The organism is Enterococcus sp. DIV0660C, assembly GCF_017316125.1.
Classification (GTDB): Bacteria; Bacillota; Bacilli; order Lactobacillales; family Enterococcaceae; genus Enterococcus_B.
Map to the genome: position 1 here is coordinate 117,192 of NZ_JAFLWA010000034.1, position 16,012 is coordinate 133,203.

Below are 16,012 nucleotides of genomic sequence, written 5' to 3' on the forward strand. Positions count from 1 at the left end.
CAAGCACTCAATCAGAGTAAAGCTTGGATACTTCTGGTTTTTTTTCAATTTCCAATACGCCCTTTCGCTTAACTTCTATTCGAATTTTTTGAATGGCACGCTGATTTGTTTGAAGAACAACTTTACTTTTTATTGGTTGGTCCCGAGCAACTTGTTTCAATCCTTCATGTAATCGGTATTTTCGTGCTTCTTCATAAATGATACGTGCCAGCTGGACTTCTTGATTGCTCTTTTTTTCTTGCTCTAATAAAAATGTCTGATGTGCACTAACACCATAGACGATTATTAAGACCAACCCCAGTGCTGTCATTGTTTCTAATAATATGTAACCAGACTTATTCGATTTTTTTAGTATAATGACCACTTCCCAACTGGAATTGATATGTAATTTTTTGTTTTTTCTTTGGCCAGTAAAACTGATAAGTTTTTAGTGAACTGTCATTTCCCGTTCGACCAGCAAAAATCACTGTTCCATAACGTTGTATTTTTAAATTTTCTGGAATTTTTAGATACGTCCAATCAAATTTAGTGTATTTAGGTACACCAAAGTAAACTTTTTGCTGATCATCAGTTAAATGTATTCGAGTCGCTTGCTGACTGACAATTGCAATCTTCTGCGCTACATAAATTCGTTTTTCAAATTGACTGAAAAATTGATGTATTGCTATATCTTTTTGTAAATGTTCAAACGAAAAAATAGGAACTGTCACGAAGAACAACGTAATTAAAAAAACGAATAAGGTTTCCACTAAAGTAAACCCTGCATATTTATTTTTTATTATAGACATCTGCGTGTTCTTGTTTGATATAGCCTTCTGCAAGCAGCTCATCAATAGTCGGGACTTTCCCATTATTTTGTAAAGCGTACAATTCTTTTTGCGTATCAACTAACTGGATCACCGCTGCTTGACTTTCTTCATCTACATGATTTTTATATTTTGAAAGATTTGGTACAAATAATAAAATTAACACACTGATAATCAATAAAACAATCAACATTTCAATCAAAGTAAAAGCTTGTACTTTTCTCAAGGGTTTTCCCTTAATTTGTTCATTCTTACTAATATTTTCTATCATCATGAAATAACCTCCTCAAGATTTCCATAAATGGGTAACAAAACCGCTGCATAAATCATAAGTATCAAGCAAGCAATCACTAAAAAAAGCACCGGCTGAATCCAATTTAACCATCGATTTAACCGTTCAAAAAAAAGTTGGCGTGTGTAATTACTATAAAATAATAATTCTTTCCCTAAATTTCCCTTTAACTCTCCTTGCTGAATGATTGTGCTAAACTCTTCCGTTAAAAAAGAGTATTTTTCAAATTGGCTTGCTAATGCACTTCCTTTTTCTAATTCATCTGCCATTTGTAAAGCTAATTGTTGCATCAAACTACCTGTTTTTGTTTCTTTCAGACACAAAACTACTTGTTTCAGCTCAAGTCCTTCGCTAAAAAGTTTCCCTAATTCCAACGAAAAATAAGCAGACTGATACAACGCATAAACTGGTCCTAAAATTTTCAATTGACTAATCCACTGACTTCGCCGTAATGAATTTCCCTTCCGATCAAAAAAACGAATAGCTCCATATAAGACGCTTAGCAACAATAAGATGCCTAACACATACCAGTGAAATGTTTGAATTAACTGAATTCCCCAATGATTTTGTGGAACCATTTCTGAGATTAACAATTGTGGCAAAACAATTTGGCGCATACTAAACAAAATACCAATCAAAAATAGCGAAAGTAACAAGGGATAGCTTAGCAATTTTTGCAACTCTTTTTGAAATGCACCCATTCGTTGAAACTGACCGGCTATGTTTTCCAATGTAGCTATTAAGTTCCCATGTGTTTCAGCCAATTCAATCTGTACAAGATAAGTTTTGTTAAACCCACAGTAAGCTAGTATCTTTGTAAATGAGCCACCAGCACTCACTATTTTTTGGACTTCTTCTAGTAGTTCAATTGGAAATAACTTCAACTTGATTACTAACTGCAATGCTTCTTGTAAACTGAAACCATTGCTCAGTAAATCAGCAATAATTTGAATAAACTGTTGTTGTTGTTTTTTATTCAATTTCTTCAAATGGATAAGACCTCCAATCGTTTCTTTCGGCTTGAAGATAACTCGTTTGCCAGCACTTTTCTCGGACTATTTTAAGTTTAGCTTCTTTATCGCTCCATTTAGCTGATTCTTCCCGTATTTTTTCAAAAAACTGATAACTCCATAACACAGCAGAAGATTGTTCTTTATCTGGTAATATTTCTTGATAAACAATCCCTTTTAAACAGTCTGACAATGCTTGGTGGTGACCAATCAATTCTTCTATTCTTGGCAAAATACCTGCTAACTCTCTGGCATGAATAGTGGCAAATACCCGATGGCCAGTCAATGCCGCACGTAAAGTCATTTGAGCAGTTAGCGCATCTCTTATCTCTCCAACAATCAATAAGTCTGGCCGATGACGTAAAGAGAGCTTTAATAGTTCTTCATAATTTTGGTGGATTTTCTCGTTGACTTGCAGCTGTAAAAACGTTGATTCTTCCAATTCCACAGGATCTTCCACAGTAATGATTTGTTCTGAGTTTTTCTGAGCCAAACGATACATCAAAGAGGTTTTTCCTGATCCAACTGGTCCACTAAATAGATATAAGCCACGTGTCCCAGTATGCCGATGTAATACTCCTAGATCGTCTAAAGAAAAACAGCGGAAATGCTGATCACCAAGCGGATAAAGCAACCGTATCACCAAAGTTTCTCGCTGCTGATAGTCCCCTACAGATGAAAGCCTTAGACGAATCTCTTCTTCGACACTTGAATTTCCGCACCTATAAGTCAATGCGCCAGATTGTACTTTTCTTTTTTCCCCAATATCCATTTGTCCTAAGTATTTGAATCTGGAAATCAATTGTTGACCTATCTCTTTTGAAAAATCCCGTCTTAATGTTCGGTTTTTACCTTTACGCTCAAGAAGCTGATAACCTTCTTTTTTTGGTAAAATATAAACATCTTCTATTCTTCTTTTGTAGGCTTCTGTAATGATTTCATCTGAAATTTTCTTAATATCCATTATCCTCCCCTCCAACAAAAACATACGCGTTTATCAATTTTTTATCGTGGATTTTGATAATTTCATAAAAAATATTGGCTAAATCCGAATTTGTGTTATACTATTAAAAATTTATCTTAGGAGGCGCCACTTTGGAATCATTGCTAAAAAAACATCTTTTAGTTGCGAGCAAACAACAACCAGCAGATTTAGTTATCAAGAATGCTAAAATCGTCAATGTCTTCACCAGAAAAATCATGTCAAATACTCTTGCTATCTGTGATGGAAAAGTCGTCGGGATCGGCGAATATGAAGGAAAACAAACGTACGATGCAAATAATCAGTACTTAGTGCCAGGGTTTATTGATGGACATGTTCATATCGAAAGCTCTCTGCTTTGTCCACAAGAATTTGCTAAAATTTCTGTATTACATGGTGTAACAACAGTTGTAACAGATCCTCATGAGATTGGAAATGTTGCTGGTAGTACGGGTTTAAAGTTTATGCTGGAAGATGCTCAAAATGCACCTATGAATATTTTTTTCATGCTTCCTTCATGTGTACCCGTTACACCTTTTGAAACAAATGGCGCTATCCTAGATGCCAAAACACTAGCTCCTTTTTTAGAAATGCCCGAAGTTCTTGGTCTTGCTGAAGTAATGAACTACCAAGCAGTCGCAAATGCTGAAACAGAAATTTTAGATAAACTTCAATTAATGATTGATCATCACAAAAAAATTGATGGACACGCAGCTGGAATTACTGGTGAGGGGTTAAATGTCTATCCTGTTGCTGGAATTCGTACCGATCACGAAGCCACAACTGCAAAAGAAGCGAGAGAAAGACTTGATTTGGGTATGTATTTGATGATTCGTGAAGGAACTGTTGCAAAAGATTTAGCCGCTCTCTTTCCAGCTATTACTCCAGAAAATTCTCGGCGTTGCTTCTTTGTCACAGATGATAAATTAATTGACGACTTAGTGAGTGAGGGTTCGATTGATTATATCGTCCGTAAGGTGATTGAATTAGGTATGGATCCATTACAAGCAATCCAAATGGCATCTCTAAATGCAGCGGAATGTTTCGGTCTATCCACGCTTGGAGCAATTGCGCCAGGTTATCAAGCTGACTTTTTCTTAACAGATGATCTTGAAACCTTACCAATTCGAGAAGTGTTTCATAATGGTGAACAACTCGTAACGAACGGAAAACTCATCGATACAACCAGTGAACTACCAAAAAATTCTCTGATGGAAGACTTACCGGACATGACAGTGGCATCTTTGACAAATGATTCTTTAAAGCTGTCTTTAAGTTCAAATAAAGCGCATATCATCGAGATTATCCCTAACAGCTTAATTACTAATGACTTATTCTCAGAAGTCACCGTTCAGTCCGGGTTCTTTGTTCCTTCTATTGAAAAAGATTATTTGAAAATTGCTGTTATTGAACGACATAAAGGAACTGGAAATATTGGTCTTGGCATCGTCAAAGGGTTCAAACTAAAAGAAGGAGCCTTAGCAACTACGATTTCGCATGATTCTCATAATATTGTTGTCGTCGGAACAAACGATAAAGATATGCTTTTTGCTATAGAACAGTTAATCAAAAAAGGGGGGGGCATGATTGCTGTCAATCGTCAACAGGAACTGGCTAGTCTTCCCCTTAAAATTGGTGGATTGATGTCTCAAAAACCTTTTCTAGAGGTAAATCAAGAATTAACTAGCTTAACAACTGCCGCTCGTCAAATTGGTGCTAGTCAGCTATTTGATCCCTTTCTGACCTTGTCATTTTTGACTTTATCTGTTATTCCTGAACTAAAAATCACGGATATGGGACTCTTTTCATTTTCAAAATTCCAACTTATTCCACCATGCTAAGTAAAAGGAAGCTATGATAGAATTGTCCATCTTTAAATAATAAGATTATGAAAGAAGTACTACTTGGAAAATGTTTATTCAGAAAAAGGAGGTGTGACAAAATATTTGTCACACCTCCTTTTGATTATTGTATTTTATCTTTAAATTGTGCTTCTACTCGATAGATACGTTGACCACGAGAAGAAAACTTTTCTTCATACTCAGTCATGATATTTCCTTCGAATGTACTCTCATGCAAATCAAGCCAGACTTGTTTGATTATCATGCCATATTGAGAAAAACTTGCCAAAGAATACTCAAATAATCCTTGATTATCTGTTTTAAAATGAATCTCACCCTCTGGTCGCAAGATCTGTTCATCCACCGCTAAAAAAGTTTTAAACGTCAAACGACGTTTCTCATGACGCTTTTTTGGCCATGGATCAGAAAAGTTCAAATAAATCTGATCGACTTCACTATCCGCAAAATACTCTGTCAGCGCTGAACCATCAACATGAAGTAATTTCAAATTAGGTAGCGGTTCTTCAATTAACTTATCTAGCGCCAGAGAAATAACACTGACTTGCATCTCCACACCAATGTAATTGATTTCTGGATGTGCCTTTGCCATTCCATTGATGAATTGACCTTTTCCCATTCCAATCTCTATATGGATTGGATGATCGTTACCAAAGAGCTCAGTCCATTGTCCTTTCCATTCAGTTGGATTACTAATAACAAACTCTGGATGCGCAGCTAACAATTCTGTTGCACCAGGACGATTTCTAACACGCATAATTCATAATTCCTTTCTCAAATAAAAAAGGTTGGCCAAATCTCTAAAGAGTTTGGGCTCAACCTCAGCCACTAAAAATTCGTTTTAATTGTAAAATTTCCTCATTCATTCGTCGGTCATCCCCTCGAAGGCAATAACGAGTGATTTCTTGCAATAAATTCATCACTGCATACCAGTGAAGCTTCTCAAGAACTTCATCAGTTGGGCGAATACCATAACTAATCAACCACTGATTCCAATTTGAAAGCGGAACATAATTACCTAAAATCGTTCCAATATCAACTGCTGGATCAGCAAACATGATTGAGTCCCAATCAACTAAATATAAATAATTTTTACAAACTAACCAATTACGATGATTCACGTCTCCATGAACAACAGCAAACTCTTTTTTATCTGTATGAGGTACTTGCTGACTCAAAAATTGATGGACAAGTTGGATAAACTGATTTTTTTTAAATATTTCTGGGAGTTCTTGGTTGTATTTTTTCAACATCGTCTCAGGCGTAACGACACGACCACCTATTCGATTCAACATTGTTTTTAATGAGTCAGAATGATGCAAATGATATAGGACATCAATAACATCATTTCTTTGCCCAATTTCTGTAGTAGTCAATAAGCGACCATCCAGCCATTCTTGAGCTGTTAACGTATCTCCATTACCTGTTCTTTTTGTCCAAACAAGTTTAGGAGTAATTCCTTCTCGAGATAACGCAGCAAGCATGGGGGTTGTATTACGTTTGATGAAGACTTTATCTTCGTCACGCATGCCTATGTATGTTTTTCCTGTATCCCCTTTGATGGGCCGTAACCGCCACTCTTGGTCTAACTGAAACTCCATCATGCTTTCTCCCATCCTCTTAAACTCTTTCATTTGCAGTAATTATTATTCTAGTCGCCCCGACACATAACGTCAAGCACATATACGTTCTTTTTCAGCATTTTTTCATTCAAAAAACCAACTTTTCTAAAAAAGAAAAAAGAGAAAGATCAACGATATGACCTTTCTCACTTTAACTTGGACAATTATTAGTCTGACAGCTTCTTCAGACGTGTGGGAACGTACATTTTTACAAAAAGAAAAACAAAAACCAAATAAACCAGAATAGGAATCCAGCGCTCTACCCCAGACAAAACAAAAGCTGCAATCACTCCAAAAATAAGAGCTGCTAAACCTAATATGCCCAACAACAATTGCTGAATAGCTGTTTTTTTCTGTGTTTCTTTTATGGGATACAGTTGCACTAATACCATATAGCGAAACTGGCTATATAGCGGCAACAACTGGAAACCAATCAAATATAAAAACAATGAGCCAATAATCAAACTAAATGTTAAATCTGTTACACCTATAATCAGCAAACAACCAATCAACAGTAGTCTCAGATACAGACCACTAAAATCAGACCCACGAACAAATCGTCTAGTATATAAATAAAGATATGTTTGACTTTGGTTCCTTTTGATTTTATTCAATAGCGGGTCTAAGTAACGTCGGCGTTTTACCTTTGCTGAAATTTCTGGTACATCAGTAAACAAATTGATAAACTGATAAATTTGATGAAGACGATTTTCTTCCACTTGGATCATTTTTTCCCAGTCAATCTGTACCTCATTTTTTCGCCATAAATACCAATAATAAATACCAGCTTGTACTAATGCGGCCACTAAACCTAACCAAATGGACACATAGAACGTAAGTAGTAAAATGACAAAAGCTGAGACATACCATCCACTTTTAAACCAACGTAAAGCTTGATTAGAAAATCGAAAAAGTTCCGCTCGCTTTACTTGTAGATGACCCATTTTTAGGCAGACAAGCAAGATCAAATAGATCAAATACATTGAAAATGGCTGTCCGGTACTCACTACCACTAACGGCATTGCAAATCCACTAGCCAAAAATAAAACAAGGAATGGAAATAAACAAGAATATCGGAAAGCTTTGCTTAAATATACTCGCATTTCCTTTTCTTGTGGCAATAAAAAAACAATATCTGCTGCCTCGGCAAAAGTTGCAATTTTTCCTACTGCCAAGCTAAGTAACCAAAAAACTGAAACAATCAGTCCACCAAACTCAAAAGAAGGAGCTAAGCTTTTCAGCCAACTAGAATAATAAAAACCAATTCCTCCCACCAAAAAAAGACAAACTAACACAAAATGATCATTGAAAACATAGCGCATATACTTTAGCATTTTTTTTTGGTGTCTAGCTAAACGTTTTCGAAAAAAATCATTCATGTCCCTGCTCCTTCGTTAATGCGACATAAATCTCATCCAAGGATGAATCTGGAAGGTTAAATGATTCTCTTAACTCTTCCAGCGTGCCTTGTGCTCGAACCTCACCATTATGTAAAACCACAAAGCGATCACAGTATTTTTCAGCAGTCGCCAAAATATGAGTTGACATCAAAATCGCAGAACCACTTTTCTTCATTTCAACCATCAATTCTAACAACGCATTGATTGCTAAAGGATCAAGACCCAAAAAAGGTTCATCAATGATATATAGCGAGGGTTCAATTAAAAAAGCACATAAAATCATGACTTTTTGTTTCATTCCTTTTGAAAAGTTAGCAGGAAACCAGTCTAAACGTTTTTCTAATCGAAACGTCTCCAACAATTTTTCTGCTCGCTTCATCGCTACTTCTAGGGGGATACCGTAAGCCATAGCTGTCACTTCAATATGTTCTCGTAAAGTCAGCTCTTCATATAATGAAGGTGTTTCTGGAATGTATCCAATTTGTTTTCGATACTTTTCAATATCACTTTTCAATGTTAAACCATCGATTTCGATTTTCCCTTTAGTTGCTTCTAGCAACCCAATGATGTGTTTAATCGTTGTACTTTTACCTGCACCATTTAATCCAATCAAGCCCACCATTTCGCCTGAATGTACTTCAAAACTTATATCTTTTAACACAGGAAGATGTCCATATCCTCCCGTCACGTGTTCAATCGTTAAACTCATTTCTTTTCCTCCATTGATCTTGTTTACTCGCTTCTTTATTATACCATGAAGAAAATGTTGGCAATTTGTTTTTTTCCTTACAACAATCAGAACTTATGGTAAAGTTAACTTAGCCAAAATATTCTTAGCAGAAAGGATGTCTCGTATGGAAAACTGTATTTTTTGCAAAATTATCAACCAAGAAATTCCTAGCTATAAAATTTATGAGGATGACAAAGTGTATGCGTTTTTGGATTTGTCACAAGCAACTAAAGGTCATACCTTAGTTGTACCAAAACGGCACGTTTCTGATATATTTGATTATGACCAAGAATTAGCTGGTGCCGTCTTTTCGCGCGTGCCAAAAATTGCTCGTGGTCTAGAAAAAGCATTTCCTGATATGAAAGGTTTAAATATTTTGAATAACAATCGTGAGTTAGCATACCAATCTGTCTTTCACTCACATATTCATCTGGTACCACGTTACGCAACAACAGATGATTTTTCAATCCACTTTGGTAATCATCAAGCAGATTACTCAGCAAGTGAACTGGCAACCATCCAAGAAACCATTGAAACGCAGGTGAATGACATTGATTAAACAATTTCTGAAAGGTCTCGTATTTGGTTCAGCTGTAGGCGCTGTAGGTGGACTTCTTTTTGCTCCAAGAAGTGGTAATGATACTCGAAAAAAATTGATTGACGAATTAGATGAAGCTGCTGATTTAACGCTAGATCTAAATAATAGTCTCAACCACTTTAAAGAGGCCTTAGCCGAAACAAAAGAAACTGCAGCTACACTCATTCCGGAGTTCCAAGACTCTATTCAAAAAGATGTACAGGAGTTTAAATTTCAAGCAGAACCAAGAATTACTCAGATTCAAGAACAAGTAGAAAAAATTTCTACCAACTTACCTGAACTTCCTGAAGAAAATCTTCACTAATTGAGTTAAAACACGACGATTATGCATTTTAACCCGTTTTTTTGTCATATTCTCGTAATGAATGTGATTAAAACATGAATTTTCTTTGAAACTATTCATTAGAAGCTTTTTTTTAGGAATTAGAATATGGTATAGTTGTAGATGTGAACAACTAAATATAAAAAAACAGGAGTGCAAAACTAAAATGAAAAGAAAAAAAATAATTTTAGCAGCGACTAGTGCTTTAGCTGTCTTAACGCTAGCTGCTTGTTCTAATGGTACAAACAAAGATATCGCTACAATGAAGGGTGGAACTATCACTGTTTCTGACTTCTATGATGAAGCAAAATTAGAATCATCTAACCAAACTTTGGTTCAAAGAATGATTATTTACAAAGTATTTAATAACAAATATGGCGATAAAGTAACAGATAAAAAAGTTGACGCTGAATACAAAAAACAAGCAGAATCATTAGGTGACGGGTTTGAATCTCAATTGAAAGCTGCCGGTTATACAGAAGATTCTTACAAAGACTATATCCGCAATAACCTAGCACTTGAAGCTGGTTTAAAAGCACATGTTGATATTACAAATGATGACTTAAAAACTGCTTGGGCTTCTTTCCATCCAGAAGTAGAAGCACAAATCATCAAACTTTCAAGTGAAGACGATGCGAAAAGCGTGAAAGAAAAAGCTGATAAAGGTGATGACTTCACTAAATTAGCAAAAGATAACTCAACTGATACAACAACTAAAGATGACGGTGGAAAAATCAAATTTGATTCTGAAACAACAACTGTTCCTAACGAAGTAAAAGAAGCCGCTTTTAAATTGAAAAATGGCGAAATTTCTGACGTGATTTCCGCTACTAATGCTTCAACTTATGCAACTGATTATTACGTTGTGAAAATGGTTAAGACTTCTTCTAAAGGCGATGACATGGATAAATACAAAGATGAATTAAAAGAAATCGCTACTCAAACAAAATTGAACGATAGTGCATTTACAACAAAAGTTATCGGTGAAGTCTTAAAAGATGCTAATGTGAAAATCAAAGATGATGCTTTTGAAAGTGTCTTGAGTGCATTCACTACATCTTCTTCAGGTTCAGAAGCAACATCTGATTCTGAAAAATCAACTAACTCTTCAGCTACAGAAAAATCAACTGAAGCAACTGATAGTTCAGAAACAGCGACTACAGACTCTTCAAAATAAATTTTATGACTAAAAAGAAGTAAAGCAGACTCCTCTTCATGAGTCGCTTTACTTCTTTTTTAGTTTATTTAAACACACTAGTCAGATATCTTTTGGTACATAAAAACTGCGATTATCCATACCAAAAATTCGATCTGTATATTTTCCAGGTTCTGTTTGACGAATAGAAGTCAACATCATTTGCATTGACGCATCGATGTTATCGATTTGATGTAAAACCTCAGCTTCCATAATTCTTGGTCGCACTGGTGATCCGTATTCCAAAAGACCATGATGTGCTAGAACCATATGTCTTAACACTAAAACATCTTCATCTTCTTCACTGATTTTCAACGCAATACAAGCTTTAGTAATTTCTTCATCTACGAGAACCAAATGTCCCACTAAATTGCCAGCTAGAGTGTACTCAGTTGACATTGGACCAGATAATTCAATAACTTTACCCAAATCATGTAAAATAATTCCAGCATACAATAATGCGCGATTGATCTCTGGGTATTCATTTGCAATTGCTTTTCCTAAGTGAAGCATCGTCAACGTATGATAAGCTAGTCCACTAGCAAATGCATGATGATTTCTTTTTGCCGCTGGATACTCGAAAAATTGTTTTTGATATTTATTTAATAAATAACGTACAATACGATTCCAATGTGCATTCGTAATCTCAAACAATAATTGATTGATTTCCTCTTCCATTTCTTCTTTTTTTATTGGTGCTCGTTCCATATAAAGACTTGGTTCACTAGGTTCATCAATTTTTGTCAAACGCATGTGGATAATTTTTACTTGAGGATTTCCTTGATATACTTCTCTTTTACCGCTCAAAAAAACAACAGTTCCTGCAGTAAATTTGCTAATTTCCTCCTCGGAAGCGTCCCAATATTTCCCATCAATTGTTCCCGAAGTATCTTGAAAAGTAAATGCAATAAATTTTTTACCATTTTTTGCCATTCTTACGTCAGCATTTTTTATCAAGACAAATAATTCAAACTGTTCATCAATGATTAATTCACGAATTTTTTTCATTCTATGCTCCTTCTAGCCATTTCACAGATTGTTGTAACTCTTGATAATAGCTTAACATTTCTTTGTCAGAAGAAAAACAAATTATCTGATACTTTTTACCAAACTCTGCTAAAAGTTTTGCTAAGTAATACTTTCTGTGCGAATCATAGTGTAACCAACCATCGTCAATAATTACTGGACAAAGCGCTCGATTTGCTTCCAAAGAAAGATAAGCAAATCGCATTGCCATGATTAATTGATCTTTGGTTCCTGTAGATAGCTCATAAATAGGAAATTCTGTCTTTCCATCTGTGAGAGTCAATAAATCTTCTTTTAATAAAATTCTTTGATACTTGTGGTCGGTTAGTAATCCCAAATAATAAGTAGCCTCTTTTAACAACTGCGGTAATTGCCGCTCACTCATTTCAGTCGATAAATCACCTAAAAAAGTACCAGCAATTTCATATGCTCCCCACTCCACCATCAAATGTTCTAATTCTGCCTTCTGGCGGCTTTCTTCTTGGTATAGTTCATCAAGTGTACCATCTTTTTGTAATTCTTCAACTTGAATATTTAAACGTTGTTGTTGTTCACTTGCAGCTTTTTCTTCCAACTGTAGTTGTCGTTGTAATTGATCTAAACGAAGGCTTTCTTGTTCTAAAAATGAGCGTGTCATTTTTTCAGGAAATAATGGTGTGAGTATTTTACTTAGTTCAGCAAGTCTTTCTTGTTTTTGGATTGTCTCATGTGCTTTTTGCAAAAAGAATGGTACTTCAGATGGATACGTAAGTTGTGCCTCGTTAAGTTGTTGTGCATACTCTTGGAGCCATGCTTTTTGCTTCTTCTTCAATTGATTAATTTCTTGCGTGAGTAATGTATTTTGCTGGTAGCTACGAGCAAATTTCATTTGTTCCATTTCTTGAACAAATTGTGCCAGTAATGCCATTTTTTCAGAAATATGCTTGTCTTGAACAGGTAGCCATTCTTGAACAATATCAAATTTTCGTTCTAGGAATAGCAACTTCTCTTGAATTTCTCTTTCTCTTTTTTGCTTTCGCTCATAAATAGCACAAAGTCGTTGATAGTCCATAACTTCTTGGCCGTATTCTTTCATTAACTCAACTGTATTTAGTTGGTTTAGACACCATTGATCAACAAAATACTGTACTTGTTGATTAAACTGTTGTTTCATTTGTTGATTTTGTTTCCTATTTTCTTCTACTTCTGCGATTTGTGCAGATGCAACATCTAATTGTCCTAGTTTTTCTTGCCACATTCCTTTGACTTCTAAAGAATTATTTTTGCTATTATTTTCTTGATGCAAGAAATAACTTCCTATAATCCCAGCTCCACTGAGCAAGAAAATAATTTTCCAAGGAAGAGGGAAAAATAATCCTAAGGCTATAACTATCCCACCTGCAATTATATAAGGAATACTATTTCGTTTTTCCTCCTTCTCCTGCTGATTCTGTAAAAGAAAGGGATAGCGTGCTTCCAACTGACTGATTTCTGCATCAATCAATTCCTGCTGTTCTTTTGCAACTTGTAATCGAATTGTCAATTGTCGGTCTTCTTCTAAAAATTGTTGATTTTGTGAAAATAACGTTTTCCATTCGGAACTTTGTTGAAATTCTACTGGTTGATTTTGTCTTTGCCAACCCCAACGTTGTTCTAAAATCTTTAACTCTGCTTCTGTTTCGCGTGTTTCTACCTGAAGTCTTTGCCATTCATTAACTAACTGCTCAACTTGAGCCTGTTCCTTTAAAAGATTTTTTAATTCCGTTTCTTGTTCTAAGAAAAAATAGTATTGCGCTGATTGCAGATCCATCCCGCTATGTTTTTCTAAAGTTGCTTCTAGTTCTTCCAAACGTTCACTCATTTGTTGATATCTGTTAGAAAACTCTTGTAGATCTGTCATTAGTTGCTCATTTGGTAATTCATTAAGTGTCTTTTCTTGTAATTCTTGCCATTCCTCGTAAAGTGAGAAATTGATTTTTTGCTGGTTTAAATGTAATAATTTTTCATTATTCTTTGATATTTCTTGTCTTAATTTATCTTGCTCTTTTTTTGCGGCTTGCTCTTGCATCACAAGCTGACTAAAAAAATCTTCTTGTGCTTGTTTTTGATGAATTTTTTCTTGTAAACTTTTCCAATTATTTAACTTTTGGTTGATAAGTAATTTTTGTCCTTTTTTCTTATATAAATTTTGAGCCTGATTATAATACTCTTGTCTTTTTTTAAAAACTTGTGAACTTCCAGTAATTCCTAATGATATCAACATATCATGTAATTCTTTTTCTCTAAGATGATCTAATTCTGATAACTGCTCTTGCTGAAAAGTAAACACCTGTTGAAATAATTCTCTAGTTAATGGTGAAATCAACTGAGCTAATAATGTTTCACTTCCTATTTGTTCGCCAAAAACAACTTTTGCCTTTCCACGATTCTGTTGCTTATAACGTTCAACCATGAATTCACCATGGGTTGGATGTTCTAACCAGATACGACCACCATAAGCCGCTCCATCTTTTGGTGTATAATCTTTCTTTTTTCTTCCTTTTGATGGAAAACCAAAGAGAATTGCCTGTATAAACTGATAAACAGTTGATTTACCTGCTTCATTCTCGCCATAAATCAATTGATTACCTGAAGAAAAATCAAAATTCTTTTGACGCCATTTTCCAAAAGCATTAATTTCAATCCGTAAAATTTTCATTCATTATCCTCCTCGAATTGAAAATCCTGATTGATTAATTCTTGTGCAGCTATTAATGTTTCACTCTGATAATCAGGTAACTCATTCAATAATTTTATTGCTCCTGGATGGCTATACAATTCACTTAAAATTTGTTTGAAATCTTGAGACGTTTGATAGCTTTCAAATAATTGATGTTTCAAATTTTTTGAGACAGTTAGAATTGTCTGTTTCTGAGCAGTATTCTTCATAAGAGAGATACGCCATATAAAAAAATTTGATGTATATTTGCTTAATTCTCCAATCAAATATTCTAATACCTCACCAGAATTAATTCGCTCTACAAAATCTATTCCTAAATGTTCATAATTAGTAATCTCTAGCTCAACTAGATGAAATTTATTATTAGGGACTTCCAGTTGTCGTTGAACCATTGAGAAAATCTCATTAGTTGTACGAATATGTTCAAAAGAAATTTTTTGACGATACCAATATACCTCTGCTACCTCTATAGGAATAGTTTGATACGCACTTTTTTTCAACTCTACTAATGAAACAGAAATTGAGGTCTGTTCCTTTCTCGTGTGTCCTTGAGGTGCGCCAGGATACACTATTCTCCCGTTAGTACTAAGGACAGTTGGAACATGGATATGACCTAACGCCCAATAATCATAATTTTTTTCTTGCATTTGATTAGAACTAAATGGCGCATAATTACCATGATCTCTTGTGCCCAATTCCCCGTGATACATTCCAATGTGATAATCTACATTTGCTCGAGAGGGAAACTCTAATACTTTTTCTTGTTGTATCCATGGATGACAATAGCTAAAAGCACTGATAGCAACTTTTTCTCCAGAATTCAGTTTAAATTCATTTGTTTTTACTTCTTCGTTCACAAACAAATGAACATTTTCAGGAAAATCAAACCAATATCTTTCTTTCTGGTAATAGTCATGGTTTCCAAAAATCATGTACACAGAAATGTTTAGTTTATTTAAACGTTCCATTTGTTCAAAAAAGTACTTTTGTGTTTTAAGCGAAGGTTTATTTTGATGAAAAGTATCTCCAGCAAATAAAACAAAGTCAACTTCATGGAACACCGCTTGATCTACAATATTTTTTAGAACCATTTGATTTGCCTGTAATAATTTTTTTTGCACACGTTTGTCAAATGGAATCGAGCCTTCAAAAGACCTATCTACATGTAAATCAGCTGCATGGATAAATTTCACTATCAAATTCCCTCCTTTTTTTCTTTTATCATAACATTTTTACGTGTTTTTTTCATCAAAATACGAAAGTTTGTTCGTATTACAGTGTGATATTTCGTGAGAATACAAAAAAACAGATGAGCTTAATTGCTCATCTGTTTTTTTACCGTTGCGTGGCGACGTCCTACTCTCACAAGGGGCAACCCCTCACTACAATCGGCGCTAAGAAGCTTAACTTCTGTGTTCGGCATGGTTACAGGTGTATCCTTCTCGCTATCGCCACCACACTGTGGTGTTATC

General features: G+C 35.0%; 16 protein-coding genes and 1 rRNA gene. 4 read left to right on the forward strand and 13 right to left on the reverse strand.

The features are described from left to right. Nucleotides 1-7 precede the first annotated feature (7 nt). From DOK81_RS09550 to comGA, 5 genes are read right to left on the reverse strand one after another with little or no spacing between them, the layout of a single operon-like run. Entirely contained in the window at nt 8-364 is a 357-nt protein-coding gene (locus DOK81_RS09550; protein ID WP_206910315.1) for a hypothetical protein, read from the reverse strand. After that, on the reverse strand, nt 336-788 hold the full coding sequence (comGD, locus tag DOK81_RS09555) for a competence type IV pilus minor pilin ComGD (protein WP_206910318.1): 453 nt from the start codon (nt 786-788) through the stop codon (nt 336-338). Before comGD ends, DOK81_RS09550 begins: the two co-directional genes overlap by 29 nt. Beyond that, on the reverse strand, nt 769-1,080 hold the full coding sequence (gene comGC / locus DOK81_RS09560; protein WP_277988528.1) for a competence type IV pilus major pilin ComGC: 312 nt from the start codon (nt 1,078-1,080) through the stop codon (nt 769-771). The genes comGD and comGC overlap by 20 nt, the downstream gene beginning before the upstream one ends. Beyond that, the gene (comGB, locus tag DOK81_RS09565; protein WP_206910344.1) at nt 1,077-2,093 is read right to left on the reverse strand and encodes a competence type IV pilus assembly protein ComGB; all 1,017 of its coding nucleotides are present in this window, start codon (nt 2,091-2,093) and stop codon (nt 1,077-1,079) included. The genes comGC and comGB overlap by 4 nt, the downstream gene beginning before the upstream one ends. Beyond that, nucleotides 2,071-3,072, reverse strand: a complete 1,002-nt coding sequence (gene comGA / locus DOK81_RS09570; RefSeq protein WP_206910320.1) for a competence type IV pilus ATPase ComGA — start codon at nt 3,070-3,072, stop codon at nt 2,071-2,073. Before comGA ends, comGB begins: the two co-directional genes overlap by 23 nt. A 131-nt stretch (nt 3,073-3,203) precedes the next feature. Between comGA and ade the strand changes: the two genes are divergently transcribed. Continuing rightward, a complete protein-coding gene (gene ade / locus DOK81_RS09575) occupies nt 3,204-4,931 on the forward strand; it encodes an adenine deaminase (protein ID WP_206910322.1) in 1,728 nt (575 codons plus the stop codon). A gap of 124 nt (nt 4,932-5,055) precedes the next feature. On the opposite strand, the gene trmB is transcribed toward ade, so the two are convergent. From trmB to DOK81_RS09595, 4 genes are all read right to left on the reverse strand, one after another. Beyond that, a complete protein-coding gene (trmB, locus tag DOK81_RS09580; RefSeq protein ID WP_206910324.1) occupies nt 5,056-5,706 on the reverse strand; it encodes a tRNA (guanosine(46)-N7)-methyltransferase TrmB in 651 nt (216 codons plus the stop codon). A gap of 64 nt (nt 5,707-5,770) precedes the next feature. Continuing rightward, the gene (locus tag DOK81_RS09585) at nt 5,771-6,553 is read right to left on the reverse strand and encodes a phosphotransferase family protein (protein ID WP_206910346.1); all 783 of its coding nucleotides are present in this window, start codon (nt 6,551-6,553) and stop codon (nt 5,771-5,773) included. A gap of 185 nt (nt 6,554-6,738) precedes the next feature. Then, nucleotides 6,739-7,950 carry an ABC transporter permease gene (locus DOK81_RS09590; protein ID WP_206910325.1) on the reverse strand — a complete coding sequence of 404 codons (1,212 nt, stop codon included), beginning with the start codon at nt 7,948-7,950 and terminating at the stop codon, nt 6,739-6,741. After that, nucleotides 7,943-8,680: an ABC transporter ATP-binding protein gene (locus tag DOK81_RS09595; RefSeq protein ID WP_206910327.1), complete on the reverse strand. Its 738-nt coding sequence runs from the start codon at nt 8,678-8,680 to the stop codon at nt 7,943-7,945. The genes DOK81_RS09590 and DOK81_RS09595 overlap by 8 nt, the downstream gene beginning before the upstream one ends. 145 nt (nt 8,681-8,825) lie before the next feature. On the opposite strand from DOK81_RS09595, the gene DOK81_RS09600 reads away from it, so the two are divergent. The 3 genes from DOK81_RS09600 (at nt 8,826) to DOK81_RS09610 (ending at nt 10,798) form a co-directional block, all read left to right on the forward strand. After that, complete coding sequence (locus tag DOK81_RS09600) at nt 8,826-9,260, forward strand: HIT family protein (RefSeq protein WP_206910329.1); 435 nt, start codon at nt 8,826-8,828, stop codon at nt 9,258-9,260. Then, on the forward strand, nt 9,253-9,603 hold the full coding sequence (locus tag DOK81_RS09605; RefSeq protein ID WP_206910331.1) for a YtxH domain-containing protein: 351 nt from the start codon (nt 9,253-9,255) through the stop codon (nt 9,601-9,603). The genes DOK81_RS09600 and DOK81_RS09605 overlap by 8 nt, the downstream gene beginning before the upstream one ends. Before the next feature lie 184 nt (nt 9,604-9,787). Further along, on the forward strand, nt 9,788-10,798 hold the full coding sequence (locus DOK81_RS09610) for a peptidylprolyl isomerase (RefSeq protein ID WP_206910333.1): 1,011 nt from the start codon (nt 9,788-9,790) through the stop codon (nt 10,796-10,798). Between the two features lie 81 nt (nt 10,799-10,879). Here the strand turns inward: DOK81_RS09610 and DOK81_RS09615 are convergent, their stop codons facing one another. The 4 genes from DOK81_RS09615 to rrf all read right to left on the reverse strand — a co-directional run bounded on the left by DOK81_RS09615 (nt 10,880) and on the right by rrf (nt 15,999). Further along, a complete protein-coding gene (locus DOK81_RS09615; RefSeq protein WP_206910336.1) occupies nt 10,880-11,824 on the reverse strand; it encodes an HD domain-containing protein in 945 nt (314 codons plus the stop codon). A 1-nt stretch (nt 11,825) separates the two neighbouring features. Next, the gene (locus DOK81_RS09620; RefSeq protein ID WP_206910337.1) at nt 11,826-14,519 is read right to left on the reverse strand and encodes an AAA family ATPase; all 2,694 of its coding nucleotides are present in this window, start codon (nt 14,517-14,519) and stop codon (nt 11,826-11,828) included. Beyond that, the gene (locus DOK81_RS09625; protein WP_206910347.1) at nt 14,516-15,736 is read right to left on the reverse strand and encodes a DNA repair exonuclease; all 1,221 of its coding nucleotides are present in this window, start codon (nt 15,734-15,736) and stop codon (nt 14,516-14,518) included. The genes DOK81_RS09620 and DOK81_RS09625 overlap by 4 nt, the downstream gene beginning before the upstream one ends. 147 nt (nt 15,737-15,883) lie before the next feature. Further along, a 5S ribosomal RNA gene (gene rrf, locus DOK81_RS09630) occupies nt 15,884-15,999 on the reverse strand. Nucleotides 16,000-16,012 lie beyond the last annotated feature (13 nt).

What these genes read in the sequence shown, in the direction of transcription:
- comGD (WP_206910318.1), bottom strand. Translation starts at nt 788, where the DNA reads ATGTCTATAATAAAAAATAAATATGCAGGGTTTACTTTAGTGGAAACC.
- comGC (WP_277988528.1), bottom strand. Translation starts at nt 1,080, where the DNA reads ATGATGATAGAAAATATTAGTAAGAATGAACAAATTAAGGGAAAACCC.
- comGA (WP_206910320.1), bottom strand. Translation starts at nt 3,072, where the DNA reads ATGGATATTAAGAAAATTTCAGATGAAATCATTACAGAAGCCTACAAA.
- trmB (WP_206910324.1), bottom strand. Translation starts at nt 5,706, where the DNA reads ATGCGTGTTAGAAATCGTCCTGGTGCAACAGAATTGTTAGCTGCGCAT.
- DOK81_RS09585 (WP_206910346.1), bottom strand. Translation starts at nt 6,553, where the DNA reads ATGATGGAGTTTCAGTTAGACCAAGAGTGGCGGTTACGGCCCATCAAA.
- DOK81_RS09590 (WP_206910325.1), bottom strand. Translation starts at nt 7,950, where the DNA reads ATGAATGATTTTTTTCGAAAACGTTTAGCTAGACACCAAAAAAAAATG.
- DOK81_RS09595 (WP_206910327.1), bottom strand. Translation starts at nt 8,680, where the DNA reads ATGAGTTTAACGATTGAACACGTGACGGGAGGATATGGACATCTTCCT.
- DOK81_RS09600 (WP_206910329.1), top strand. Translation starts at nt 8,826, where the DNA reads ATGGAAAACTGTATTTTTTGCAAAATTATCAACCAAGAAATTCCTAGC.
- DOK81_RS09610 (WP_206910333.1), top strand. Translation starts at nt 9,788, where the DNA reads ATGAAAAGAAAAAAAATAATTTTAGCAGCGACTAGTGCTTTAGCTGTC.
- DOK81_RS09615 (WP_206910336.1), bottom strand. Translation starts at nt 11,824, where the DNA reads ATGAAAAAAATTCGTGAATTAATCATTGATGAACAGTTTGAATTATTT.
- DOK81_RS09620 (WP_206910337.1), bottom strand. Translation starts at nt 14,519, where the DNA reads ATGAAAATTTTACGGATTGAAATTAATGCTTTTGGAAAATGGCGTCAA.